This window comes from Fuscovulum ytuae (genome assembly GCF_029953595.1).
In the GTDB taxonomy this organism is placed as follows: Bacteria; Pseudomonadota; Alphaproteobacteria; order Rhodobacterales; family Rhodobacteraceae; genus Paragemmobacter; species Paragemmobacter ytuae.
Map to the genome: position 1 here is coordinate 3,059,464 of NZ_CP124535.1, position 24,748 is coordinate 3,084,211.

A 24,748-nucleotide genomic window follows, 5' to 3' on the forward strand; every position below is an offset into this window, starting at 1 on the left:
TCGCGGCCCCACGCGAAAAAGGTGCATTCGTTCAAAATCTATGCATACTTTCGGATGCCCCAAGCGAAAGGCGGCGGGGCCAAAACCGAAGAACCTAGGGAACCAGTGGAATGCTCAACGAATTCAAAACCTTCATCGCCCGTGGCAATGTCGTCGATCTTGCTGTCGGTATCATCATTGGCGCGGCCTTCACCGCCATCGTCAATTCGCTTGTCGGCGACCTGATCAACCCAATCATCGGCTTGGTCACGGGCGGGGTGGATTTCTCGAACCTCTTCATCGATCTGTCGGGCACCGACCCGGCCTCGCTTGCCGCTGCGCGCGATGCAGGCGCGCCGGTCTTTGCCTATGGGGCCTTCATCACCGCCGTGATCAACTTCCTGATCATTGCCTGGGTGGTGTTCCTTTTGGTCAAGGCGGTGAACAAGCTGAAAGAGGCCACCGCCAAGAAAGAGGCCGCCGAAGCCGCCGCCGCCCCGGCTGGCCCGACCGAACTTGATATCCTGATGGAGATCCGCGACGCGCTGAAGAAGTGACATCCGCGTCTGTGGCGAAAGGGCCGCGGGTCATCCCGCGGCCCATCTCATTTCAAAGTGCCAAGGCCTCGGCCCCGCTGATCGAGGGCAGACCCAGCGCCGTGCCCACCGCCTCATAGGTCAGCTTGCCCTTATGGGTGTTCAACCCGTTCAACAGATGCCGATCCTCGGCGCAGGCGCGTTTCCACCCCTTGTCCGCCAAGGCCAGCATGAAGGGCATTGTCGCATTCCCCAAAGCCAGCGTTGACGTCCGCGCCACCGCGCCCGGCATATTCGCCACGCAGTAATGCAGGATGCCGTCCACCTCATAGATCGGGTCCTGATGGGTGGTCGCGCGGCTCGTTTCGAAACATCCACCTTGATCGATTGCCACATCCACGATGGCCGCGCCGGGCTTCATCGTCTTCAACTGCGCCCGCGTCACCAGCTTTGGTGCTGCCGCGCCGGGGATCAGCACCGCCCCGATCACCATATCGGCCTCGGCCACAAGGTCCGCCGTTAGCCCTGCGCTGGCATAGCCCGTCTTCACCGTGCCGTGGAAGATGTCGTCCAAATAGCGCAGGCGCGGCACTGACCGATCAAGGATGGTGACATCCGCCCCCATCCCCGCCGCCACCCGCGCCGCATGGGTGCCGACCACCCCGCCGCCGATCACCACCACCTTGGCAGGCAACACGCCGGGAACCCCGCCCAGCAGCACGCCACGCCCGCCATTGGCCTTTTGCAGCGTCCATGCCCCGACCTGCGGGGCCAATCGCCCCGCCACCTCGGACATCGGGGCCAAGAGGGGCAACCCGCCCCGGTCATCCGTCACGGTTTCATAGGCAATCGCCGTGACGCCGGATTTCAACAGGTCATGGGTCTGTTCCGGATCCGGGGCAAGATGCAAATAGGTGAACAACACCTGCCCCTCACGCAGCCGCGCCCGTTCCACCGCCTGCGGTTCCTTCACCTTCACGATCATCTCGGATTTGGCAAAGACCTCGGCCGCATCGGCGGCGATGGCCGCGCCTGCTGCGATGTAATCGGCATCGGCAAAGCCCGCGCCCAGCCCCGCGCCGGTTTCCACCAGCACCTCATGCCCATGTGCCACCGCTTCGCGCGCCGCAATCGGCGTCATGCCAACGCGAAACTCCTGCGGCTTGATCTCTTTCGGACATCCGATCTTCATCTGACTTCTCTCTCTCCCGTGCGGGCCCTCCTCGGCCCGGATGGGAAAAGCTTCCGCCAGATCGGATGCAATTGCTTTGAATACTGGATGACGCCGGGCAGGCTTTGCGGTAACTTTCACCGCAAATGGCACTTTTGGCGAAGGTTTCTTCCACAATGTCCGAACTTGACGCAACCGACCGCCGTATCCTGACCGTCTTGCAGAAGGAAGGCCGCATCACCAATGCCGAATTGTCGGAACGGGTGAACCTCTCACCCTCGGCCTGCCACCGCCGCACCCAGCGGCTTGAGGAAGAGGGGTTCATCGCCGGTTACGTGGCGCTGCTCGACCCCCGCCGCCTAGGCCGTCCGACGACGGTCTATGTGGAGATCACGCTGCAAGGGCAGGCCGATGAATTGCTGGATGCGTTTGAACGTGAGGTGGCCCGCATTCCCGACATCCTCGAATGCCATCTGATGGCGGGGCAGGCGGATTACCTTTTAAAGATCCTCGCGCAGGATACCGAAGACTTCGCGCGCATCCACCGTCAGTATCTGTCGCGCCTGCCGGGGGTCCGTCAGATGCATTCCTCCTTCGCATTGCGGACGGTGGTGCAAACGACGGCGCTGGCCGTGTGAGGGGGGACGGAATTTGACGCAAATTCCGCACCGAAATCTGGCGCAGATTTCGGTGACCCACCGGGTACAAGGTTGACAGACGAAATCTGCGTCAGATTTCGCCGCGATTTCTGCGCCAGAAATCGCGCTGCATCAGCGCACGATTAACCATGAATCGACCCCGATCTCTGCTGAAATTTGTATGTACAGTTTGCTGCACAAAAGGCGGCACAAAACAGGGCACAAATGTTTTCATCCATCCCGCTGAAAAACCAAACGAAATCCGCGAGTCTTAAGCAGCGAGGCAATGAAAAACCCCCGGCCTTGCGGACGGGGGTTGATCGGGCGGGGATCGCTCCCCCAGTGTCGCTAACGCCTTAAAGGGCGCCTTCGCGCTGCGCCTTCTTGCGCGCGAGTTTGCGCGCACGGCGGACCGCTTCGGCTTGCTCGCGCGCTTTCTTGACGGACGGTTTCTCGAAATGCTGCTTAAGCTTCATTTCACGGAAAACGCCTTCGCGCTGGAGCTTTTTCTTCAGGGCACGGAGTGCCTGTTCGACGTTATTGTCGCGGACGCTGACCTGCATGTGGTTGTCACCACCTTCCTAAGTTAGAGTTGCACTACAGTGTGCAGGCGCGCGCCCTATAACAAAGGAAACGCGGCCTGTCCACCGATGCCGCCACCGCCACCCGTGAAGGAGACCGCCATGGAAAGCCAGCAACCCCCTGAAAACGCGCGCGAAGCGGTGCTGAATGCGGCGCTGTCCCATGTGCCCTTCGACGGCTGGTCCGAAACCACCCTGCGCGCTGCCATTGCCGATTCGGGCGTGGCAGAGGGGTTGGCGCGCGCCCTTTACCCCCGTGGCGGTGTCGATCTTGCCGTGGCCTATCACAAGGACGGCGACCGCCGCATGGTCGAAACCCTTGGAATGACTGACCTTTCCCAGATGCGCTTTCGCGACCGCATCGCCTTTGCCGTGCGCACTCGGCTTGATCTCGTGGAAGACCGCGAACTCGTCCGTCGGGGCACCACGCTCTTTGCACTGCCGCAGTACGCCGCCGAAGGGGCAAAGCTGATCTGGGGCACATCTGACGCCATCTGGACGGCGCTGGGCGATACGACACGCGATCTGAACTGGTATTCCAAACGCGCCACCCTTTCCGCCGTCTACGGCTCCACCGTCCTATACTGGCTGGGGGATGACAGCCTCGGCCATCAGGCGACATGGGATTTCCTCGACCGCCGCATCGCTGACGTGATGCAAATCGAAACCTTGAAGGCCAAGATCAAGGACAACCCGCTTGGCAAGGCCCTGCTTGCAGGCCCCGCCAAGGTGATGGAGAAATGGCGCGTGCCGACAGTTCCCGATGACCTGCCCGGCAAGATGATGGATCGCTTCCGGCAAGGCTAAGACCAAGGATTTACAATGGAACTTTCCCACACGATGCGCGCCGTGGAAATTACCGAACCCGGCGGGCCGGAGGTTTTGAAACCATGTACCCGTCCCGTTCCGGTGCCGGGCCACGGCCAGATCGTTATCCGCGTCGCCTATGCCGGGGTGAACCGCCCCGATGCCCTGCAACGCGCCGGAAGCTATGCGCCGCCCGCCAATGCCTCGCCCCTGCCGGGGCTAGAGGCGTCGGGAACCGTGGTCGAAATCGGCCCCGGCGTGACGCGCTGGTCAATCGGCGACAAGGTCTGCGCCCTCCTGCCGGGCGGCGGCTATGCAGAATATGTCACCACCCCGGAAGCCCACGCCCTGCCCATTCCCGAAGGCCTGTCGCTGCGCGAAGCGGCCTGCCTGCCCGAAACCTGCTTTACCGTCTGGTCGAATGTGGTGATGCGCGGCGGGCTGAAGGCGGGGGAACGGTTCCTCGTCCATGGCGGGTCGTCCGGCATCGGCACCACCGCGATTCAGATCGCCAAGGCGCTGGGCGCACGGGTCTTCACCACCGCCGGGTCAGATGACAAATGCGCCGCCTGTGAGGCGCTTGGCGCGGACAAGGCGCTGAACTACCGCACGGGTGATTTCGTCGCCATGATGCATGATGAAGGCGGCGCGCAGCTCATCCTCGACATGGTCGGTGGCAGCTATTTGCCCCGCAATGTCAAAGCCTTGGCAACCGAAGGGCGATTGGTGCAGATCGCCTTCTTGCAAGGCCCTAAGGTCGAGTTGAACTTTGCCGAGGTGATGATGCGCCGCCTCACCATCACAGGATCGACCCTGCGCCCGCAAAGCGACCTTGCCAAGGCCCGCATCGCGGCGGAGGTCGAGGCGCATGTCTGGCCGATGATCGCTGCCGGAAAGCTGCGCCCCGTGATGGACAGCGAATTCCCGTTGCAAGACGCCGCCGCCGCCCATGCCCGCATGGAAAGCTCCGGCCATGTGGGCAAGATCGTGCTGAAGGTGGAGTGATCAGACCTCGTCCAGCGCCGCTTGCAGGATCGGGGGCAGCTTTGACGGTCCCATCCCGGTCAGCGTTTTGGGAATGGTGCAAAGCAGGTTGATCTTCCCAGGCCCCGTCACCGCATCCTGCCGATCCAGTTCCGCCCGCACCGCGCCCAGAACCTGCGGCGCCGCTGCGATCATCACGGGTCGCGTCCCTGCAACCTTCTTCAGCTGGCCCACCACCTGTGCGGCCAGCCGCTCTCCGCCGATCCGGTCCAGATCGGGCATTTCCATCGCGGAACGGTGATCCTTGCCCACATCATGCATGCGCCCCGGCCTGTCGCTATAGGGGGCCGGCGGGTCCGCCTCGATCCTGTCCACCTCCTGCAGATGCGGCCTGTCCACCGTCCCGGTATTTTCCAGAATGATGGCCCGCTCCTCGTCCATCACAATCGCCCATGTTCCCTTCGCCAGAAGTGCCATGTTCCTGTCCCTTCCAAGGTGAGTCGGTCCACGGATTAAACACCCGCGCCTAAGTCCCCGCCCTGATCTGGCGCAAATCTTAACGCACTGCCTCCATCCCAATCACACCCCGGCAGACCCGGCCCACATCTCCACTGCAGGCGCGGAATTCCAGCCCCTTGGTCAGGCAGATGCGCACCTCTTGCACCATACCCTGACGGCAGGTGACCACCACATCCTCCGGCACAAGCATCTGATTTGCCGCAAGAAATGCGTCCTCTACCACATCTGCCTCCAGCCGGATGTCGCGTGCAAGGCCGCGGAACACCTCTGGCACCGTGACCCGCGCCCGCGCCTGCCGGGCCAAATCGTAGAACTCCGACGCTGAGAGCCCCGAACAGCGCCCGTGCTTTTTCCACTGGTAAAAGGCCGCCCCCGCGCCTCCGAACAGGTCCGCCTGCGCCGACGTCATCGAACGCGGCGGGTCCCGCTCTGCCGTCCGGCAGAAGCTGGGCCAGCCGTCCTCGTATTGTGGCCAAAGCCCGTGCAGCACGAAATCCAACCCCCGCCCGGCATCGCATTGCGGGTCGTCGCGCGCATCGCCCTCCAATGCGCACCAACTGGCCGACCATGACAGGGCCATCACGTAATAGTCGAAATCCCCCGCCCTCTCGCCCTCGGCCCGCGCGACCCCCGTCATCGCCCCCGTCATCGCCAGCGCCACTAGTACCGCAAAGATCACACGCATTTTCCCTTCCCTCCGCTTGCGAAACTGACTATATCCGCGCCTGAACTTCCCCGAAATCGTGGAATGGCGGCCCCGGTCGCAGCCGATTTCCCGGCCAGAGAAAGATATTGCAAGGAGCGATCCGATGACGAAGCCCCTCATGGCAAAGGCCACCGCCGTCTGGCTTGTGGACAACACCACCCTGTCTTTCAAGCAGATCGCCGATTTCTGCGGGATGCACGAACTTGAGGTGCAGGGCATCGCTGATGGCGACGTGGCAGCCGGCGTGAAGGGTTTCGATCCCATCGCCAACAACCAACTGGAACAGATCGAGATCGAGCGTGGTCAGGCCGATCCGGCCTATAAGCTCCGCCTGAAGCACAACCTTGCCGCCGTGGGCGAGGAAAAGCGTCGCGGCCCGCGCTACACCCCCCTGTCCAAGCGTCAGGATCGCCCAGCGGCGATCCTTTGGCTGGTGAAGTTCCACCCGGAATTGTCGGATGGTGCCATCGGCAAACTGGTCGGCACGACGAAGCCGACCATCCAGTCGATCCGGGAACGGACCCATTGGAACATCAACAACATCACGCCCATCGACCCCGTTGCCCTTGGCCTGTGCCGTCAGACCGAACTGGATACCGCGGTGCAGCAGGCGGCCCGCCGCAAGGCTTCCGAGGGGTCTGTCATGTCGGATGACGAACGGCGGAAACTGGTGTCGACCGAACAATCGCTTGGCATGTCGGACGATCCCAAGATGCCCACCGGCCTTGAAGGCCTTGCCGCCTTCACCCGCCGCGAAGAGGAAGAAAAGCCCGCCGATTTCTCGGATGCCGAAAGCTTCTTCAATCTGCCGCAATCGGATGACGATGACGAGGATGAGGAAGACGATACCCGCCGCCGCTGATGGCTGTGGGCAATAGGATCAGGGGCCGGGAGCGTATTGCCCGGCCCTTTTCCTTTTCTGCGTTTAGAAAGACTTCCGCGCCCGCAGCGCCGCGCCCAACGTGCCGTCGTCAAGGTAATCCAACTCACCACCAATCGGCACGCCTTGGGCGAGGGAGGTGACTGTCACCTCAAGTCCGGCCAGAGCATCGGCGATGTAATGGGCCGTTGTCTGCCCATCCACCGTTGCGTTCAGCGCAAGGATCACTTCGCGCGCGCCCTCAGCCGCCACCCGGTCGATCAGGGCGGGGATGCGCAATTCCTCTGGCCCTACGGCATCCAGCGCGGAAAGTGTGCCTCCCAGAACGTGATAGCGCCCGCGGAACACACCGGCGCGTTCCAGCGCCCAGAGGTCCGCCACATCCTCCACCACGCAAATCTCGCCCGTGGCACGGCGGTCATCGGCGCAGATGGGGCACAGGTCCGCAGTCCCGATATTGCCGCAGACCCGGCAATCGCGGGCCGAGGCCGCGACCTGTGCCATGGCCTGTGCCAAGGGTGCCATCAACGCCCCCCGGCGTTTCAACAAAACCAAAACCGCGCGGCGGGCGGAACGCGGCCCAAGCCCCGGCAGACGCGCCATTAGGTCGATCAACGCCTCGATCTCGCGCGGGGTCTCGCCCCCGTTGCCCATGGAGGCCGCCTTAGAAAGGCAGTTTCATATCGGCGGGCAGGCCAAGCGCCTCGGTCATCCGGCGCATCTCTTCGGCCATGCGGTTCTGGCCCCTGACCTGCGCGTCTTTGATGGCGGCGATGATCAAGTCCTCCACCACCTCTTTTTCCGAGGCGACAAGGATCGACGGGTCGATATCCAGCCCCGTCACCTCGCCCTTGGCCGTTGCCCGTACTTTCACAAGGCCCGCGCCCGATTCACCCACCACGACGGTCGATGCCATCTGCTCCTGCATCTCGGCCATCTTGGCCTGCATCTCCTGCGCGGCCTTCATCATCTTGGCCATGTCGCCCAGTCCGCCCAGACCGCCCAATCCCTTCAGCATCGCGCCGCTCCTTCCATGATCTTTTGCAGTGATAGGGGTTGCCCCCCGTTGCTTCAAGGCTGACGCCGCCGGGCGGTGAAGCCCCGCACCAGAACGGCCGCCGCAATCAGGATCAAGATCGCCACTGTCGGCCCGATCCCGCCGATGCAGCCCTCGCCCATCGCAAGAACCGCCAGCTCGGCCCGCCGCGCCAAAAAGAAAAGGGCGGCAAATGCCAGCACAGGCAGCGCGACCACCACTGCCAACCAGCGGCGCGGCCAGATCATCGCCAGCAGCACGAAGGCCAAGAGGATCACTCCGAGAGGAGAGCCCAGCACATAGCCCGCCTCAGCCAAAGCGCCAACCGGGCCATCGGACGGTGTCCAGCCGGGGCGCACCTCGCCGCAGACCTCAGCCGTCGCGGGCAACGGGGCAAGCGCGGCAAGGGCGATCAGCCATCCTCGAACGGGTCCCATTCATCCTCGACTTCCGGCAGGGCTGCCGCTTCGGCCGCCGCAGCCATCGCCTCTGGCGTGCGGATATCGGCGATCTTCGCACCCGGAAAGGCGGCCAGCACGGCCTGCACCAGCGGATTCTGCATCGCCTCAGCCTCAGCCATACGCCGCGTCTCGTCGCGGGTTTCCGCGATGGTGGGCGCGCCCCCCTCATTCACCACCGAAACGCCCCAGCGCGCGCCCGTCCACATCTGCAATCGTGCGCCCAGCTGCGCGGCAAGGTCTGGCGGCGCCTCGGGCGTTGGTTGGAACTCGATCCGGCCGGGGGAATATCGAACAAGGCGCAGGCCTTGCTCCACCTCGTAAAGCAGTTTCATGTCCCGCTTTTCGCGGATCAGTTCCACCACCTGATCAAAGCTGACATAGACCTGAAGCGTCCCTTCCGCGACGGCCAGCGCCTGCCCGCCTTGCATCACGGGTCCGCGTGTGGGGCTGGCCGGGGCCATACGCATCGCCGGCGCATGCATCATGCGCCCGCCGCCCCCGCCGCCCGCAGGCGCACCGCCCGGCATCGGGCCGGGGGCAGGGGCCTCGCTCAACTTGCGGATTAGGGTTTCAGGATCGGGCAGGTCGGCCACATGGGTCATGCGGATGACGGCCATCTCGGCGGCCATCATCGCATTGGGGGCCGCCGCCACCTCTTCCAGCGCCTTTAGCAGCATCTGCCACAGCCGCGTCAGCACCCGCATCGGCAGCTTTCCGGACATGTCCAGCCCCCGCGCAGCCTCATCCGGCGGGGTGGTCGGGTCCTCGGCGGCGGCAGGTGTCACCTTCACCACCGAAAGCCAATGCGTGATCTCGGCCAGATCGCGCAGCACGGCCATCGGATCGGCTCCGTCGGCATATTGCGCCGCAAGTTCAGCCAGCGCCCCGCCCGCATCCCCTGTGACGACCAGATCAAACAGGTCCAGCACCCGCCCACGATCGGCCAGCCCCAGCATGGCGCGCACCTGATCGGCGGTCACCTCGCCCATGCCATTGGCGATGGCTTGGTCCAGCATGGAGGTCGCATCCCGCGCCGACCCTTCCGCCGCGCGGGTAATGAGCGCGAGCGCCCCGTCGGTAATCTGTGCCCCTTCCGCCGTCGCGATCCGACGCAAGAGCGCCATCATCACCTCAGGTTCGATCCGTCGCAGATCGAACCGCTGGCAGCGCGACAATACGGTGACGGGCACCTTGCGGATTTCCGTCGTGGCGAAGATGAATTTCACATGGGCAGGCGGTTCCTCCAGCGTCTTGAGCAGCGCGTTGAACGCGCTGTTCGACAGCATGTGAACCTCGTCGATGATGTAAATCTTGTAGCGCGCCGAAGCCGCCCGGTAATGCACAGAGTCGATGATCTCGCGGATATCGCCCACGCCGGTCCGGCTGGCGGCGTCCATTTCCATCACGTCGACATGCCGGCCTTCCGCGATGGCACGGCAGGGGTCGCATTTCCCGCAGGGGTCCGTCGTCGGCCCCCCCGTCCCGTCCGGGCCAATGCAATTCAGACCCTTGGCGATGATCCGTGCCGTCGTCGTCTTCCCGGTTCCACGGATGCCCGTCATAATGAAGGCATGCGCGATCCGGTCCGCGGCAAAGGCGTTGCGTAGCGTGCGCACCATCGCCTCTTGGCCGACCAGATCGGCAAAGGTTTCGGGGCGGTATTTCCGCGCCAGAACGCGATAGGCTTTGTCTGCGGTTTCGGTCATGCAGGCTCCTTGGTCGGGACCAACCTAGTGCCTGCGCCCCGGCATGGGCAAGACGTGGCGTCCCGCATCACCGCGAAGTGGGTCTATTTCTTCGGGGTAACTGTGGCGCGCCAAGTGCGCGGTCAGTAGAGCCCCAACTCGCGCAGCACCGAAGGCCAGTCGCCCACCCTGCGCCGCGCCTTGTCAGGGTCCTCTGCCGCCACTGCATGGGTGACAAGGTTCAACAGCGTAGCCAGCGGCCCCGTGCTTTCCAGAAAGGCCCCCACCTTGGTCGCAGCGTGGAACACATAGGGCGTATGCGCCCGCGCCCATGTGTTCAACTCGTCTGTGATCACCACCACCTCGATCCCCAGCCGTCTTGCGGTGCGCACCACCACTTCGGCCTCGCGCGCATACGGCACCATGTCCACAAGGATCAGCGCCCGCTTTTCCTGCGCGCGGCGGTCCGACGGCACCCATTCCACTAGACCGCCATCATGCGCTGCCATGAACCGCACCGATCCCCGCACGATAGATAGGCGACGGGCGAAATCTTCTGCCAGACCGCGCACCGTCTGGAACCCCGTCACGAACACTTCATCCGCGCGGAACAGCGCCCCGATGGCCTCGGCCCATTCGGGCCGCCCGATCTGCGCGCCAAGGCCAAGGATGGCATCAGCATCCCGGCGCAAAAGGGTGCCCAATTCCCCCTCCAACAGCCGCATATAGCGATCGGCTGCATGGATATGCAGGCTAGCGGCGGGCGATCCGATCTCGGCCTTCAACTCGGCGATGCCGCGAAACCCGATCCGCCGTAGGAAACGGCTGACGGTGATCTCGCTCACCCCGGTCTTGGCGGCGATGGATGCTCCCGTCTCTACGGCCAACCCCGTCTCGTTTAGGATGAGCCATTGTGCAATCCGTGCCTCGGATCTGGTCATTCCGTCCTGAAAGGCGCGCAATCTTGCGGCAAGGGGCGAGTCCGGGGGGGAGGAGTCATGCATGACAGTGTTTACAGCAAATAATGCGAATGTTAGCCTTCTGTCATAACATACAGGTCCGAGTCGGTTGCGCAAAGACTGTTTCTCGCGCCCCGCCATCAGGCCGCTGACAACCGGGAGACGTCGATGAAAACGCAAGCTGTGGGCTTTGCCCTGTCCTTCACCTTGATGGCGGGTGCCGCCGCTGCCGAGGGGACATTGTCGCTGTATAATTGGGGCGATTACATCAACCCCGATGTCCTGACGAAATTCACCGAGGAAACGGGGATTGCCGTCACGTTGGACACCTATTCTTCGAACGAAGAGATGCTGGCCAAGATTCAGGCGGGGGCGACGGGATATGACATCGTCTTTCCGTCGGTCCATATGAATGACATCATGCTGAAACTGGGCCTTCTGGAAAAGACGGGCATCAACGCGCATCCCGATTTCAAGAATATCGATCCGGCCTTCCTGCGCGCCAAGGAAGACCCCGCCAGCGAATATTGCCTGCCCTATGCATGGGGGACGGTGGGGGTGTTCTATAACGAGGCTGTTACCGGGCCAGTGGCGACTTGGGAGGATTTCTTCGCTATTCCCGAAAAATCGGGCGGAAAGATCACGCTTCTGGATGACATGCGCGAGGTGCTGGCCATCGGCCTGATGGTGAATGGCAAATCGGTCAACAGTGCCGAACCTGCCGATGTGCAGGCGGCGACTGATTACATCCTGTCCAACAAGGCCGCCGTGTCGGCGTTCACCTATGATTCCATGGCAATGCTGTCTTCGGGCGATATCGCGGCGGCGCATTTCTTTGTGGGCGGCAACGTCTTTTTCACCGAAACGCCGGACATCAAATATGTCATCCCGGCCGAAGGCGCGACGATGTATCAGGAAAACATCTGCGTTCTGGCCAGCGCTCCGAACAAAGAAAACGCCAAGAAATTCCTTGAATTCTACCTGCGCCCGGAAATTGCCGCGCTGAACGTCGCGCAGCAGTTCAATGGGACGCCAAACATCCCCGCCAATGACCTCACGCCGGATTTCATCAAGGCCAATCCGAATATCAACGTGCAGGGTGACACGATGGCCCGGTTGCAGATCTTCGAAGATATCGGCGCGGCGCTCCGCGTCTATGACCGGGCGTGGAATACTGTCCGCACGGCGCAATAAGGCAAGGGGGCGGCCCTTTCCGGGGCCGCCCGCCACGAGTGATCCGACATGACCGCACTTCTGGACATCCGCGCCGCGCGGCGCGATTTCGTGACGCCCGAAGGTGGGCGCGTCGCCGCGCTCGATGGGGTCGACCTGTCGGTGGGCGAGAATGAATTCGTCACCCTCCTCGGCCCATCGGGTTGCGGCAAGACCACGCTCCTACGCGCGATTTCGGGGTTCGAGGCGTTGGACAGTGGCACAATCCACCTGCAGGGGCGCGATCTGTCCGGCCTGCCGCCCTTCAAGCGGCCCGTGAACACGGTGTTCCAATCCTATGCCCTATTCGGCCACATGACCGTGGCTCGCAACGTGGGCTACGCGCTGGAGGTGAAGGGAACCCCCCGCGCCGAATATGAGGCCGAGGTTGCCGCTGCCTTGGAAAAGGTGGGACTTGCTGGCTTCGGCGCGCGCAAACCATCGCAGTTGTCCGGTGGTCAGCGGCAGCGCGTCGCGCTGGCCCGCGCGATCATCGCAAAGCCGCGCCTTTTGCTGCTCGACGAGCCGCTCTCAGCGCTGGACCGCAATCTGCGCCAGCAGATGCAGATCGAATTGAAGGCCCTGCAACATACCCTTGGCATCGCCTTCGTCTTCGTCACCCATGATCAGGAAGAGGCGCTAACGATGTCCGACCGCATCGTCGTGATGCGCTCTGGACGAATCGAACAGATCGGCACCCCGCGTGAGGTGTTCCGCCATCCGAAGAACCGCTTTGTCGCGGAATTCATCGGCGAAACGAACCTTTTCGCCGCCACCGTGGACCGGATCGAAGGCGATCTCGCCCTTGCGCGCACCGCCGAAGGCATCGCCCTGCACCTGCCTGCCACGGGTCGCAAGCAGGGCGAGGCGATCACCGCCATCTTGCGCCCCACCGACTTTACCCTTGCCCCCGACGGCATACCCGGCACTGTGAAACGGGCCGTCTATCTGGGCAGCGACCTGCACTTGATCGTGCAACCCACCGCAGGCGGGCCAGAGCTGCGGGTCACGGTGCGCGACGGGGCCGCTGCCCCTGCCGAAGGGGCGGCCATCCATTTGGCCCATGACCCCACCCTCATTCATGTGCTTGACGGGGGCTGACATGGCACTCCGGCGTCAATCGGCGATCCTTGCCGTACTTCTCGCCCCGGTGACCATGTTCCTTGGGGTCTTTTTCCTCCTGCCCCTCCTGATCATCGCGCTGTTTTCCTTTCTCACGCCGGGGCTTTACGGCGGGGTGGAATGGGCTTTCTACCACTGGAACTATGGCCGCATCTTCGGCTGGGCTGACGGGATCATGGAGGTCTATGAACCCGTCTATCTCCAGATCCTTGGCCGCTCATTGGGCTATGCCGCGCTGACGGTGATGCTGTGCCTGATCTTGTGTTATCCGGTAGCCTTCTGGGTAAGCCGCCTGCCCGCGCGTTGGCGCCTTGTGTTCCTCTTCCTTATCACGCTGCCCTTCTTTTCCAGCCTGATCGTCCGGCTTTATGCTTGGCTTTTGATCCTGAAACCGTCGGGTATCCTGAACACCGTGCTGATGGCCACGGGGCTGATCTCAGAACCGCTGGAAATCCTTTATTCCCCCGCCGCCGTGGTGCTGGGGATGGTCTATGTGATGATCCCCTTCATGTTCCTGCCGCTCTTTGCCTCGGTCGATAACCTTGACCGTGCGCAGGTCGAGGCGTCCATGGACCTTGGCGGGAACCGCCTGCAGACCTTCGTCAAGGTTATCCTGCCGCAGACGCTGCCCGGTATCATGGGGGGCGCGGTGATCGTCTTTATCCCGTCGGTCGGCAATTTTATCGTCCCCGATATCCTAGGCGGAGCCAAGGGGTTGATGATCGGCAACCTTGTCGAACAGCAGTTCCTCTCGGCCCGCAACTGGCCCTTTGGCGCGGCTCTGTCGATGATCATCATGTCTGTGGTGTTGTTCGTCCTTCTGATCGCTGTCACCCGTGCGCGCAGAGGTCAGCCATGAAAAGCCCCCTCGGCTGGGCCGCCCTGACGGCCTTTTCCCTGCTATTCTTCGCCTTCATCTACGCGCCGCTTTTCGTGATCATCGGCTATTCCTTCAATTCCAACCCGGTCAACATGATGATCTGGGAGGAATTCACGCTGGATTGGTATACTGGCATCTTCGGGCTGACCGAACGCGCGATGGATGCCAACAGCCGCGCCGCCTATATCGAAAGCACCGACCAGATGCTGGCCGCGCTACGCAATTCGCTGTTCGTTGCGGTCTTCACCACCACGATCTCGACCGTCATGGGAACGGCGACGGCGATTGCGCTGGCCCGCTATCGGTTTAGGGCGCGCAAACTCTATGACGGGTTCCTTCTATTGCCGATGATGATGCCCGACATCGTGCTGGGCATCGGCCTTCTGATCTTTTTCGTCACGCTGGGGATGCAGCTTTCGCTGATGACCATCATCATCGGGCATTGCACCTTCCTGACCTCCTATGTCTTCATCATCGTGCAGGCCCGCATGGCGGGCCTTAACCCTGCGCTAGAAGAGGCCTCGGCCGATCTGGGCGCATCGGAATGGGTGACGCTGCGCAAGGTGCTGTTGCCGCAACTTGCCCCCGGCATCATGGGCGGGGCTCTTTTGGCCTTTGTCATTTCGATGGATGATCTGGTCATCACCTACTTCGTCTCAGGGACCGGCGACACGACGCTGCCCGTCTTCATCTTCGGCATGATCCGGCGCGGCGTGAAGCCTGAGATCAACGCCATCGCCACGCTTCTTATCCTTGCTTCGGTGGCCATTGCCGCCCTTGGCCTTTGGCTGCGTTCCAGAAAGACAGACTGACATGACCAGACCCCGCGCCCGTGACCTTGGCCTTCCCTTTCCCGGCACGCCCGGCCCCCTGAACGCCATCACCGATGTGGCGGGCGTGCAGGTGGGGTTCTGCACGCTGACCGATCCTGCGCGGGCCATGCGCACGGGGGTGACGGCGATCCTGCCGCGCAAGGGCCGCGACCCTCTTCCAGTGCGCGCGGGGCATTACGCGCTGAACGGGAATGGCGAGATGACGGGAACCCACTGGATCGACGATGCGGGTTATTTCCTCGGCCCCATCCTGATCACCAACACGCATGGCGTGGGCGCGGCGCATCTGGGCGCCACGCGCTGGATGATCGACACCTATTCCGATTGGTTCCGTGACCAGCACGCCTGGGCCATGCCCATTGTCGCCGAAACCTATGACGGCGTCCTGAACGATATCAACGCCCTGCATGTGCAGCCTGAACATGCGCTGGCGGCGCTTGCGGCGCTTTCCGATGGACCTGTGGCCGAAGGCTCCACCGGCGGAGGTAACGGCATGATCTGCTATGAATTCAAAGGCGGCACGGGCACATCTTCCCGCCGTGTGCCGTTGGGTGGAACAGATTACACTGTGGCCGCCCTTGTGCAGGCCAATCACGGCATCCGCCCGTGGCTTTCCATCCTTGGTCGGCCCGTGGGCCGCCTGATTCCCGAAGACGCGCTCTACAGCGCCGAGATGGGGTCGATCATTGTCATCCTTGCCACCGATGCACCGCTTTCGCCTCTGTCGCTGCGCCAATTGGCCAAGCGGGCGGCGATAGGCATCGGGCGAAACGGCACGCCGGGTGGGAACAATTCGGGCGACATCTTCCTCGCTTTCTCCACCACCGATGACGGTCCCATGGCGCAGGTGCAGGGCCCCCTCGTCCAACGCACAGAGATCAACCCCGAATGGATCGACCCGATCTATTTGGCGGCGGTCGAAGCGGTGGAGGAAGCCGTCATCAACGCCCTTGTCGCGGGCGAGGATGCGCCCACCGTAAAGCCGCCCGGAAGAACCTGCCGCGCGCTGGATACGGCACGGCTGCGGACGATCTTCGTGGCACCCTAGCGCGTCTGTCCAAGGATCGCGCGGCTGATCCCCATCAGATAGGTCCAATCGTCGGGCATGCCGAACTTGCCCTCCGTCTTGCGGTCGATCGTGAGGAATGAATGGCCATGAACACAGGTCCAAAGCATATAGGCCCGCTGTCCTACGACCGGGTCGGCGACGGGCAGATGCAGCACTGCCGCCGTTGCACGCAGCACAACGGCAAAGCAGTCCGACCCCATCTCTTGCAGTTTGGGGTCGTCCTCATGCCCTTCGGTCAACCCGAAGACCAGCCGGAACACCCCCGGCCCTGACCGCGCGAAATCCACATAGGCCTGACCGATCGCCGCCACGGATTCCAGCGATCCAGCCGGATAGCGCGCTGCCCCTGCCGCCATTGCATCGCGCAGGCGGTCCATGCCCTCGGCGGCCACCGCACGCAAAAGCTCGGGCCGGTCGCGGAAATGCTTGTAAGGGGCCGCCGAACTGACGCCCGCGCGTCGAGCGGCCTCGGCCACGGAAAACCCTTCTGGCCCATGGGTTTCCACCAAATCACCAACGGCAGCGATCAACTGCGCGCGCAGATCGCCATGATGATAGCTGCGGCGGGCGGGCGGGTCTTCGGACATCTGATCTTCTCGCGGTCTTTCGGATCGGCGCTGCGCAGGAATAAGGGGCCATTCGCGGCGATCATGCAACGGGGCTTGCAATGTAAGTAACTCTTACATAAGTTAGCGGCACTCACATTGCAAGAATCATCGCGAGGGCGACATGGCTGGCAAATCTGGACGGCGGACTTGGGCCCTTTTGGCATTTGGGGTGATGTCCTTGGGCGGATTGGCGGCAGCAGGGGCGGTACTGTCCCCCGGTGAAAGCGCCGGCCAGACCGTTGCCGCCGAACGTCCAGCACAGCCGGTGCGCGTCACCCGGATCGCCTTTGCGTCCGAAGAACGCATCACCCGCCACACGGGCACGGTCCGCCCCCGTCAGGAAGTGGTGTTGGGCTTCCGCCTGCCCGGAAAGATCACGGCCCGCCTTGTTGAATTGGGGGATGAGGTGACGGCAGGGCAGATCGTCGCGCGCCTTGATGATGCTGATGCCCGACTTGAACTGGAACTGGCCGAGGCTGAAGCAACCGCCTCCGACATTGATCTGATCCGCGCTCGCGCCGATGCCGCCCGCGCTGCCACGCTGTTCCGCGATGGCCATATCGCGCAGGCCGCGCTCGACCGCGCCACCTCGGGCGAGGCCGAGGCGGTTGCCCGCGCCGACCGCGCGGTGCGTGCGCTTTCCCTTGCGCGCAACCGTCTTGATTACACCGTTCTGCGGGCCGACAAGAACGGCATCGTCACCGCCACGCCGGGCGAGGTGGGCCAGGTCGTGAGTGCAGGCCAAGCCGTCGTCACGGTCGCGGAAAAAGGTGCGGCGGATGTGGTCTTTCAGCTGCCAGAACAGGGCCGCGCCTTGATTGATGCTGCGACGGCGCGGGCCGAACTTTGGGGCGATGCCGGGGCTGCCTACGCTCTGTCCCTGCGCGACATCTCGCCCGATGTCGATCCCGCGGGCCGCACCTACCGCGTTCGCATGTCGATTGACGCGCCGGATGAGCGCGTGGCCTTCGGGCGGACGGTCACCGTAGAACTGGCGCTGGGCGCGGCAGAGCCGACGGTTACCTTGCCGCTTACGGCGGTCTTGAATGACGGGAGTGGGGCCACTGTCTGGCGCATAGATCCCAGTGGCACGCGGGTCGAACCCGTCCCTGTCGAGGTGGTTGACATCTCCGGCCAGACCCTGCGCCTCCACGGCCCACTTGGCGACGGGGATATCGTCGTCACTCTTGGTGCCCACAAGATCGATCCCGCCCGCCCAGTGCGCATCGTCGAAACCGCCTCTATCCCCGAAAGCTGATCCCATGCGCGGCCTGAACCTCTCGCTTCTGTCCGTCCGTAATCCGGCGGTAACGCTCTTTGCGATCATCGTGGCGATGGCCGCCGGGGCGCTTGCCTATCTCAACATGGGGAGGGCCGAAGACCCGACCTTCACCATCAAGACCATGGTCGTCACTGCCGTCTGGCCTGGTGCTACGGCCGATCAAATGCAGAACCTCGTCGCCGAACCCATCGAGAAGCGGATACAGGAACTGCCGCAACTCGATTACGTGCGTACCTTTTCGCGCGCAGGGGCCACCGTCCTTCAGGTGCAGTTGCAGGACAATGTCCGCGAAGAGGTGCCCGAGGTCTGGTATCAAATCCGCAAGAAGGTGAACGATCTGCGCCCCAACTTGCCGCAGGGTGTGATCGGCCCCTTCTTCAACGACGAATACGGCGATGTCTTCTCGGCCATCTATATGGTCACGGGCGAAGGTCTGGGGCGTGCCGAACTGAAAGCCTACGCGGAAAAATTGCGCACCCGTCTTCTGGCCGTCGAAGACGCCGCCAAAGTCGCCCTGATCGGTGAGGTCGAGGAACGCGTCTTTGTCGAAATCAGTCACAGCCGCCTTGCCACCTTGGGCATCTCGCCTCAGTCGATTTTCGACGCCATCGGACAACAGAATGCTATGGCCGCCACAGGCAGCATCCAGACCGCTGCGGATGAGGTGCAGGTCCGTATCACTGGCGATCTGGGCAACCTTGCCGCATTGCGCGATCTGGCGATCCCCGCAGGGTCCGCGACCCTTCGGCTTGGCGACATCGCCACGGTGCGGCGCGGCTACGAAGACCCGGCTGCCTATCTCGCCTTCTTCAACGGCCAACCCACCGTGGCTGTTGGTGTTGCCATGGCCGACGGCGCGAATGTCGTGCAACTGGGCGCGCGGCTGGCGGCCGAAGTAGATGCCTTCCGCGCCGATCTTCCCTTGGGGGTCGAGGTGACGCAGTCCTCCGATCAGGCCGCAATCGTCGAAGATGCCTTCGGTGAATTCATCACCGCCTTCATTGAGGCCCTGGTCATCGTGCTTATCGTCTCTTTCGTGACGCTAGGTTGGCGGACCGGGATCGTGGTCGCCCTCTCCGTCCCGGTCGTTTTGGCCATCGTCTTCGTCATCATGCAGGCGATGGGCCTGAACTTCGACCGTATCACGCTTGGCGCGCTGATCATTGCGCTGGGTCTTTTGGTCGATGACGCCATCATCGCGGTCGAGATGATGGTGGTAAAGATCGAACAGGGTTACGACCGCATTGCCGCTGCCTCTGCGGCATGGTCGTCGACCGCCTTTCCGATGCTGACCGGCACGCTGGTCACGGCGGCGGGCTTCCTGCCCGTGGGCCTCGCGCAATCCACCAGTGGCGAATACGCGGGCAATATCTTCTGGGTCGTGGGCATCGCGCTGATCGTGTCTTGGTTCGTGGCGGTGATCGTCACGCCCTATCTGGGCCTGACGCTTCTGCCACCGCCCAAACCTGGCGGGCATCATGCGGCCTATGACAGCCGCCTCTATCGCGGGCTGCGCACAGGCGTCACCGCCGCGATGCGCGCGCGCTGGTGGGTGATCGGGGCAACCGTTGCGGCGCTGGTAGCGACGGGCGTGGGCATGGGCTTCGTGCAGCAGCAATTCTTCCCGAATTCCGCAAGGGCCGAGCTTTTCATCGAAACCCGCATGCCCGAGGGCAGTTCCATCGAGGCCACAACTAAGGCCGCCTTGGCCGCCGAGGCGCTGGTCCGGGACGATCCGGATGTCCGTTTCGTGTCCACTTATGTGGGCGCGGGGGCACCGCGTTTCTTCTTCGCGCTCAATCCTGCGTTGCCCAATCCCTCTTTCGCGATGACCGTCGTGATGGCCAAGAACAGCGCTGCCCGTGATCGCCTGCGCGCCAAGATCGATGCCGCCGTCGCCGCCGGCGCGGTGCCCGAAGCGCGCATCCGTGTCGATCAGATCGTCTTTGGCCCCCCCGTAGGCTTTCCCGTGCAGTTCCGCGTCATAGGCCCCGATCCGGCCGAAGTGCGTCGTATCGCGACGGAAGTTCGCGCCGTGATGGTGGCCAATCCCCGCGCCATCGAGCCGCAATTCGACTGGAACGAACAGGCCAAGACGCTGGAACTGCGGCTGGATCAGGATCGAATCCGGGCGCTGGGACTGAACACGCAGGATGTTTCGAACACGCTGCAGACCCTGCTTTCCGGTCTGAAGGTGACGGAATATCGCGAAGGCACCGAATTGATTGACGTGATCGTCCGCGCCCCGCAAGAGGAACGGACCGATCCCTCGCGGATCGCTGAACTTACGGTCCTTTTACCGTCAGGCGCCGCCGTTCCCTTGTCGCAACTGGCCGAAATCTCATACGGCTACGAAGAACCGATCCTCTGGCGTCGCAACCGCGACATGGCGCTGACGGTGCGTGCCGACGTGCCGCCTTCGGTGCAGGCACCCACGGTGACGGCGGAACTTCTGCCCGCGCTTCAACCGCTGATCGATGCGCTCCCCCCCGGCTATCGGATCGAAACTGGTGGAGCGGTCGAGGAAAGCGCAAAGGCCAATGCCGCGCTGTTTAAGATCTTCCCCCTGATGTTCATAGTGATGCTTTCGCTGCTGATGTTGCAACTGCGCAGCTTCTCGAAGCTGTTCCTCGTCTTCCTGACCGCGCCCTTGGGGGCAATCGGGGCGGTGGCCGCACTTTTGATCTTCAACGCGCCCTTCGGTTTCGTGGCGCTTCTGGGCGTTATCGCGCTTGCAGGCATGATTATGCGAAACACGGTGATCCTCGTGGACCAGATCGATCAGGACCTTGCCGCCGGGGCCGCCCCGTGGGAGGCGATCATTGAAAGCACGGTCCGACGCGCGCGACCCGTGGTCCTGACGGCGCTGGCCGCGATCCTTGCGATGATCCCCTTGGCTCGGTCCATATTCTGGGGGCCGATGGCCATGTCGATTATGGGCGGGCTGATCGTGGCCACGGTGCTGACACTGTTCTTCCTGCCCGCGCTTTATGCGGCATGGTTCCGTGTCCGACCCACGCCGCAAAAGGAACCCAAGGCCAACGAACCCATCGGCCCGCCCCTGCTTGCGCTTCGTCTGGCGGGAGAGTGATCCCCCACCCTTTGCATGCCGTGGGCTTTGGCCAAACTGACATTGCTTCAAACGGCGCAGGAAAGACCTCGCTCACGGGGCATAGCGTAGGCCGCCATTGGTGATGGCTGACGGAGTTTTCTCCTGTGCCGATCGTGCACCCCTTACCGATTGTCGCCCTTTCCACAGATCAATTCGATCTCCGCCACCCTATGGCCGAATTCGAATCCGTCGCTGCTGCGATCGGCAAATTGGCCATCGTGCCCAAGGATCGTCAGGCCTATGCCGCTTCCTCTGCCATCAAGGTGACGCCCAGTGCCGTGACCGCCGGCACCACGCATTCCGCATCGATAATGACGCGGCCGCGCCCCGTTCCCGCCCCGGCGCCTGTCCCGGAACGGGCCGATCCCGCCGCCTTCGCTCCATCCGAGATTGAGGCCGCCACCGACATTCCCGCGCCAGAGGGGACCGAGGAGATGATCCTCGTCTCCTTCGACGGGGCCTATATCCAGTCCCGGCTGACGGGTGATGAGGTGGACACGCTTATGGGCGGCGACGGCATCTGCGAGCTGGAACTTTTCGATGAGATCGTCCCGCGCAATGGCACATGGGCCCCGGCCATCATCGCCCGTCAGGACAGCGGTGGTCCTGAAGGACTTGGCGCCCTCCTTGACCCTTTGTTGTCCAATGCGGCAGGCCCCCCCGCGCCGTTTGCTGGGCCGGCCGCTTTGATCCCAAGAAAATGAGCATCGGCCCCTCGTCGATGCGCTGGACGCGCAGGGGGCCGCGGGCCTTTACCGGGGCTGCGGATGGCGTCGATATGTCGATGGCGAAGATCGCGGTCGCCGTCGATACCCGACTGGAAACTGAAGATCTGGCCAAAGGCAGCCTGCTTGTCACCTTTCGCACCGATGCCGCAGATGCATCGGGTCAAGCCATCTTCCGCGCTGCGGGAATGGCCGAATGCGATGTGGCAGTGGATGTCGACTTCGCCCGCAGCGGGGAATAGTCACTCCCGTATCAATCCGGCTGGAACCCCGAAATAAGCTGACGCAACCCCACACTTGCCCCCAACCCGATTGCCAGCAGCGTGACCGGGCCGGACCATGCAAGCGTTGCAAAGCCGGTCAGCCCTTGGCCAACAGAACAGCCCATTGCCACCACGCCGCCAATCCCCATCAGAACCGCGCCACCGACCTGACGACCCAGTTCGCGCGGGTCTTCGCAGGCCTCCCAGCGGAACAGCCCCCGGATCATCGACCCGATCAGCGCGCCCGCCATCACCCCCACGACGGATCCTACCGAAAAGGTGATCCCCCCGGCGGTCGAGGTCATCAGAAAAATCAGCGTCCTCCCGACGGGGGCGGTAAAGGACGGACCTTCCACCCCGATGGCGCCAAGGCTTTGGCTGGCGACCCATGTCGTGCCGACGAAACACCACACGACCGCCACGCCGGCAGCGATTCCCCAAAGGATCATCCGGGGCGACCGGCGCAGATCGCCATAGGCAAGCCCCCAGCCAAGCAGGGCCAGTGCAAGAACAGTGATGACCACCAATGGCGGCAGGCCGATCAGGCTTGCGCTGTGCAAAATCCCCTGCGGTCCGTCGGCGTCAGGCTGCGGGAAAAGCGCCATACGCAGTGGCGCAAGTGGGCCGGACAGGGCGATAAAGCCGAATATCCCCATCACGATCACCACCACGAGCGACCGCAGATCCCCGCCGCCAAAGCGCACCAAGGCCCCAAAGCCACAATTGCCTGCCAGCGCCATGCCATAGCCAAAGACCAGACCGCCAACGATGGAGGCGATCGGGTTCCATTGCAGGTCGTGGTAGAAGGTCGCGCCCAGATCGATCCAGCCGGCCATTGCGCCCAGTTGCGTGCCAAGGATCGCCACGGCAAGCACCACGCCCCAAAGCCGCAGCCGCCGCTGATCCTGCCCGTAAAGCGCGCTTTCTATCGCCCCTAGCGTGCAGAAATCCCCAAGTCGCGCGGCAAGGCCCAACACCAAACCCCCGACAAGGCCGACGATGGCCGCCAGCATACCGATGGGAAAGCTTTCCATCGTTCTTCCTCCCTCTGGTGTCCCGCGGCGCAACCTGCGGGCTGGCCGCCCCCTATCCCCGGTCTTTCGCCGAGGTGCCAAAGAGGCGGCAAAGCAGTTCAATCATCTCCGCGACCTTAGGGTCGAGAAGCGAATAATAGATCACCTGACCATCGCGCCGCGCGCTGACAAGTCCTTCAAGCCGCAGGCGGGCCAGTTGCTGGCTGACGACAGCCTGCCGTGCCGAAAGCAGGTTTTCAAGTTCGGTGACGGATTTCGGTCCGGAATGCAGGTGGCAAAGGATGGTCAGCCGTCCGTCATGCCCCAAGGCCTTCAGGAAATTGGCAGCGCTCTCCGCCTCGGCCACCAAAGGGGCAAGGTGATCGGGCGTGTCGTCTGCGCCCCGCGCTGTCACGATCTGATCCAGTTCCCTGTCCCCGTTCTGTGCTGGCTATACATGACTTGGCCCACAGCGGACCACAAGATAATGCCCTGCCACAGCCTAGCGCGCTTGGGCTGTGGCGATCATGCCCGCAAGAAGCGGCCAAAAGAAATCTTCGCCCGGATAGCCCTCGATCCGGCCCTGTTCCACGCCATCGGCAAGCAGGATGAAAGTCGGCGTATAGACAGCTGGCACGGTAAGGGTAACGCCGTCGGGCAGGGCTGCGTGCAATTGGATGCGGCGCAGGGGCGCGGCCTTTCCCTCGGCCGTGATGGGATATTCGGGTGCCACTTCGGCATTCCAACGGGCGCAATAGACGCAACCGGGCTGTTCGACCATCAACAGCTCCAGCTCTGCCGCAAAGACAGCCGGGGCAAGGCAGGCCAACATCGCGGCAAGGGCAAGGCTGCGGAGGGTCATGTTGACGTCCATCAAAAGATAGTAATATCCTAATATATGTTTGCCGCTTCGGCAATGCAGCGCTTCAGGGAGGGGGCAATGCTGGAGGTGAGCTTTACCGGTGCGGCTCTTGCGGGGCTTTTGTCCTTTTTGTCGCCCTGCATTCTGCCCATGGTGCCCTTCTACCTGTCCTACATGGCCGGTCTGTCGGTCAAGGAATTGCGCGACGGCGGCCGCATCGCGCCGGGGGCGCAGGGACGGCTGGTGGTGCAGGCAGTGGCCTTCGCGCTGGGCGTTACGTCGATCTTCGTTTTGCTGGGGATGGGGGCCACTGCTCTGGGCCGGGTCTTCCTGCAATGGCGCGAGGTGCTGTCTTGGGTCGCAGGCGGCATCCTGATTCTGTTCGGACTGCATTTCCTTGGCCTCTTGCGCATCGCCCTGTTTTACCGTGAGGCGCGGGTGCAGTCGCAGGCAAAGCCGCGCACCCTGATCGGGGCCTATGTGATGGGGCTGGCCTTCGGCTTCGGCTGGACGCCCTGCGTTGGACCGGCGCTGGCCGCGATCCTGATGGTGGCCAGCGGGATGGGCGATCTGTGGCGGGGGGGGGCGCTCCTGCTTGTCTATGGCCTTGGGATGACGCTGCCCTTCGTGGTGGCGGCGGCCTTTGCGGGGCCATTCTTGGCGTGGGTGGCGCGGCACCGCGCCCTGATGGGGCATGTGGAAAAGGCGATGGGGGTGATGCTGATCATCTTCGGCCTGCTGATTGCCACCAATTCGGTGAACATCATCGCGGATTGGATGATCCGCAATTTCGATTGGTCGGCCACTTTGAAATGACGAATGGGA

28 protein-coding genes are annotated in these 24,748 nt (G+C 63.1%); 15 read left to right on the forward strand and 13 right to left on the reverse strand.

Features of this window, described 5'->3' with window-relative positions; all coding sequences use genetic code 11:
- The first annotated feature begins 110 nt into the window (after positions 1 to 110).
- On the forward strand, positions 111 to 536 hold the full coding sequence (gene mscL, locus QF092_RS14735; protein WP_281464942.1) for a large conductance mechanosensitive channel protein MscL: 426 nt from the start codon (positions 111 to 113) through the stop codon (positions 534 to 536).
- Positions 537 to 588: 52 nt separating this feature from the next.
- On the opposite strand, the gene ald is transcribed toward mscL, so the two are convergent.
- Positions 589 to 1,707, reverse strand: a complete 1,119-nt coding sequence (gene ald / locus QF092_RS14740; RefSeq protein WP_281464944.1) for an alanine dehydrogenase — start codon at positions 1,705 to 1,707, stop codon at positions 589 to 591.
- A gap of 155 nt (positions 1,708 to 1,862) precedes the next feature.
- Between ald and QF092_RS14745 the strand changes: the two genes are divergently transcribed.
- Positions 1,863 to 2,324, forward strand: coding sequence for an Lrp/AsnC family transcriptional regulator (locus QF092_RS14745; protein WP_101919317.1), 462 nt, complete (start codon positions 1,863 to 1,865; stop codon positions 2,322 to 2,324).
- Positions 2,325 to 2,680: 356 nt separating this feature from the next.
- Here QF092_RS14745 and rpsU read toward each other — a convergent pair whose 3' ends face one another.
- Positions 2,681 to 2,887 (reverse strand): 30S ribosomal protein S21, encoded by a 207-nt coding sequence (gene rpsU / locus QF092_RS14750; protein WP_023666753.1) that lies wholly within the window; start codon positions 2,885 to 2,887, stop codon positions 2,681 to 2,683.
- Positions 2,888 to 3,007: 120 nt separating this feature from the next.
- On the opposite strand from rpsU, the gene QF092_RS14755 reads away from it, so the two are divergent.
- Together QF092_RS14755 and QF092_RS14760 are read left to right on the forward strand one after the other, a co-directional pair.
- The gene (locus QF092_RS14755) at positions 3,008 to 3,712 is read left to right on the forward strand and encodes a COQ9 family protein (RefSeq protein WP_281464949.1); all 705 of its coding nucleotides are present in this window, start codon (positions 3,008 to 3,010) and stop codon (positions 3,710 to 3,712) included.
- Positions 3,713 to 3,727: 15 nt separating this feature from the next.
- On the forward strand, positions 3,728 to 4,717 hold the full coding sequence (locus QF092_RS14760; protein WP_281464951.1) for an NAD(P)H-quinone oxidoreductase: 990 nt from the start codon (positions 3,728 to 3,730) through the stop codon (positions 4,715 to 4,717).
- Here the strand turns inward: QF092_RS14760 and QF092_RS14765 are convergent, their stop codons facing one another.
- A complete protein-coding gene (locus QF092_RS14765) occupies positions 4,718 to 5,173 on the reverse strand; it encodes a baeRF12 domain-containing protein (protein ID WP_281464953.1) in 456 nt (151 codons plus the stop codon).
- A gap of 79 nt (positions 5,174 to 5,252) precedes the next feature.
- The gene (locus QF092_RS14770) at positions 5,253 to 5,900 is read right to left on the reverse strand and encodes a ribonuclease T2 family protein (RefSeq protein ID WP_281464955.1); all 648 of its coding nucleotides are present in this window, start codon (positions 5,898 to 5,900) and stop codon (positions 5,253 to 5,255) included.
- A 124-nt stretch (positions 5,901 to 6,024) separates the two neighbouring features.
- Here QF092_RS14770 and QF092_RS14775 point away from each other — a divergent pair, with 124 nt between their 5' ends.
- Positions 6,025 to 6,783, forward strand: coding sequence for a DUF1013 domain-containing protein (locus QF092_RS14775; RefSeq protein ID WP_281464957.1), 759 nt, complete (start codon positions 6,025 to 6,027; stop codon positions 6,781 to 6,783).
- Between the two features lie 63 nt (positions 6,784 to 6,846).
- Here QF092_RS14775 and recR read toward each other — a convergent pair whose 3' ends face one another.
- The 5 genes from recR to QF092_RS14800 form a co-directional block, all read right to left on the reverse strand.
- Positions 6,847 to 7,455: a recombination mediator RecR gene (gene recR, locus QF092_RS14780; RefSeq protein ID WP_281464959.1), complete on the reverse strand. Its 609-nt coding sequence runs from the start codon at positions 7,453 to 7,455 to the stop codon at positions 6,847 to 6,849.
- Positions 7,456 to 7,465: 10 nt separating this feature from the next.
- The gene (locus QF092_RS14785; RefSeq protein ID WP_281464961.1) at positions 7,466 to 7,819 is read right to left on the reverse strand and encodes a YbaB/EbfC family nucleoid-associated protein; all 354 of its coding nucleotides are present in this window, start codon (positions 7,817 to 7,819) and stop codon (positions 7,466 to 7,468) included.
- 53 nt (positions 7,820 to 7,872) lie between these two features.
- On the reverse strand, positions 7,873 to 8,274 hold the full coding sequence (locus QF092_RS14790) for a hypothetical protein (protein ID WP_281464963.1): 402 nt from the start codon (positions 8,272 to 8,274) through the stop codon (positions 7,873 to 7,875).
- Positions 8,250 to 10,004: a DNA polymerase III subunit gamma/tau gene (locus tag QF092_RS14795; protein WP_281464965.1), complete on the reverse strand. Its 1,755-nt coding sequence runs from the start codon at positions 10,002 to 10,004 to the stop codon at positions 8,250 to 8,252. The genes QF092_RS14790 and QF092_RS14795 overlap by 25 nt, the downstream gene beginning before the upstream one ends.
- Positions 10,005 to 10,126: 122 nt before the next feature.
- On the reverse strand, positions 10,127 to 11,083 hold the full coding sequence (locus tag QF092_RS14800) for a MurR/RpiR family transcriptional regulator (RefSeq protein ID WP_420026469.1): 957 nt from the start codon (positions 11,081 to 11,083) through the stop codon (positions 10,127 to 10,129).
- Between the two features lie 27 nt (positions 11,084 to 11,110).
- On the opposite strand from QF092_RS14800, the gene QF092_RS14805 reads away from it, so the two are divergent.
- Genes QF092_RS14805 through QF092_RS14825 form a run of 5 tightly spaced genes read left to right on the forward strand, consistent with a single transcriptional unit; the run spans position 11,111 to position 16,037 of the window.
- The gene (locus QF092_RS14805; RefSeq protein WP_281464969.1) at positions 11,111 to 12,136 is read left to right on the forward strand and encodes a polyamine ABC transporter substrate-binding protein; all 1,026 of its coding nucleotides are present in this window, start codon (positions 11,111 to 11,113) and stop codon (positions 12,134 to 12,136) included.
- Positions 12,137 to 12,184: 48 nt separating this feature from the next.
- Positions 12,185 to 13,255: an ABC transporter ATP-binding protein gene (locus tag QF092_RS14810; RefSeq protein WP_281464971.1), complete on the forward strand. Its 1,071-nt coding sequence runs from the start codon at positions 12,185 to 12,187 to the stop codon at positions 13,253 to 13,255.
- Between the two features lies 1 nt (position 13,256).
- A complete protein-coding gene (locus QF092_RS14815; protein WP_281464973.1) occupies positions 13,257 to 14,135 on the forward strand; it encodes an ABC transporter permease in 879 nt (292 codons plus the stop codon).
- A complete protein-coding gene (locus tag QF092_RS14820; protein WP_281464975.1) occupies positions 14,132 to 14,968 on the forward strand; it encodes an ABC transporter permease in 837 nt (278 codons plus the stop codon). Before QF092_RS14815 ends, QF092_RS14820 begins: the two co-directional genes overlap by 4 nt.
- A 1-nt stretch (position 14,969) precedes the next feature.
- A complete protein-coding gene (locus QF092_RS14825) occupies positions 14,970 to 16,037 on the forward strand; it encodes a DmpA family aminopeptidase (RefSeq protein ID WP_281464977.1) in 1,068 nt (355 codons plus the stop codon).
- Here QF092_RS14825 and QF092_RS14830 read toward each other — a convergent pair.
- Positions 16,034 to 16,645 carry a TetR/AcrR family transcriptional regulator gene (locus QF092_RS14830; RefSeq protein ID WP_281464979.1) on the reverse strand — a complete coding sequence of 204 codons (612 nt, stop codon included), beginning with the start codon at positions 16,643 to 16,645 and terminating at the stop codon, positions 16,034 to 16,036. The genes QF092_RS14825 and QF092_RS14830 overlap by 4 nt on opposite strands.
- Positions 16,646 to 16,787: 142 nt before the next feature.
- On the opposite strand from QF092_RS14830, the gene QF092_RS14835 reads away from it, so the two are divergent.
- The 4 genes from QF092_RS14835 (at position 16,788) to QF092_RS14850 (ending at position 22,027) form a co-directional block, all read left to right on the forward strand.
- Complete coding sequence (locus tag QF092_RS14835; protein WP_281464981.1) at positions 16,788 to 17,924, forward strand: efflux RND transporter periplasmic adaptor subunit; 1,137 nt, start codon at positions 16,788 to 16,790, stop codon at positions 17,922 to 17,924.
- A 4-nt stretch (positions 17,925 to 17,928) separates the two neighbouring features.
- On the forward strand, positions 17,929 to 21,039 hold the full coding sequence (locus QF092_RS14840; RefSeq protein ID WP_281464983.1) for an efflux RND transporter permease subunit: 3,111 nt from the start codon (positions 17,929 to 17,931) through the stop codon (positions 21,037 to 21,039).
- A gap of 191 nt (positions 21,040 to 21,230) precedes the next feature.
- Positions 21,231 to 21,764 (forward strand): hypothetical protein, encoded by a 534-nt coding sequence (locus QF092_RS14845; protein ID WP_281464985.1) that lies wholly within the window; start codon positions 21,231 to 21,233, stop codon positions 21,762 to 21,764.
- The gene (locus QF092_RS14850) at positions 21,761 to 22,027 is read left to right on the forward strand and encodes a hypothetical protein (protein WP_281464987.1); all 267 of its coding nucleotides are present in this window, start codon (positions 21,761 to 21,763) and stop codon (positions 22,025 to 22,027) included. Before QF092_RS14845 ends, QF092_RS14850 begins: the two co-directional genes overlap by 4 nt.
- Positions 22,028 to 22,038: 11 nt before the next feature.
- Here QF092_RS14850 and QF092_RS14855 read toward each other — a convergent pair whose 3' ends face one another.
- From QF092_RS14855 to QF092_RS14865, 3 genes are all read right to left on the reverse strand, one after another.
- A complete protein-coding gene (locus QF092_RS14855) occupies positions 22,039 to 23,082 on the reverse strand; it encodes a YeeE/YedE family protein (RefSeq protein WP_281464989.1) in 1,044 nt (347 codons plus the stop codon).
- A gap of 52 nt (positions 23,083 to 23,134) precedes the next feature.
- A complete protein-coding gene (locus QF092_RS14860) occupies positions 23,135 to 23,476 on the reverse strand; it encodes an ArsR/SmtB family transcription factor (protein WP_281464991.1) in 342 nt (113 codons plus the stop codon).
- Between the two features lie 87 nt (positions 23,477 to 23,563).
- The gene (locus QF092_RS14865) at positions 23,564 to 23,923 is read right to left on the reverse strand and encodes a thioredoxin family protein (protein WP_281464993.1); all 360 of its coding nucleotides are present in this window, start codon (positions 23,921 to 23,923) and stop codon (positions 23,564 to 23,566) included.
- Positions 23,924 to 24,001: 78 nt separating this feature from the next.
- Here QF092_RS14865 and QF092_RS14870 point away from each other — a divergent pair, with 78 nt between their 5' ends.
- Positions 24,002 to 24,739, forward strand: coding sequence for a cytochrome c biogenesis CcdA family protein (locus tag QF092_RS14870; RefSeq protein ID WP_281464995.1), 738 nt, complete (start codon positions 24,002 to 24,004; stop codon positions 24,737 to 24,739).
- Positions 24,740 to 24,748 lie beyond the last annotated feature (9 nt).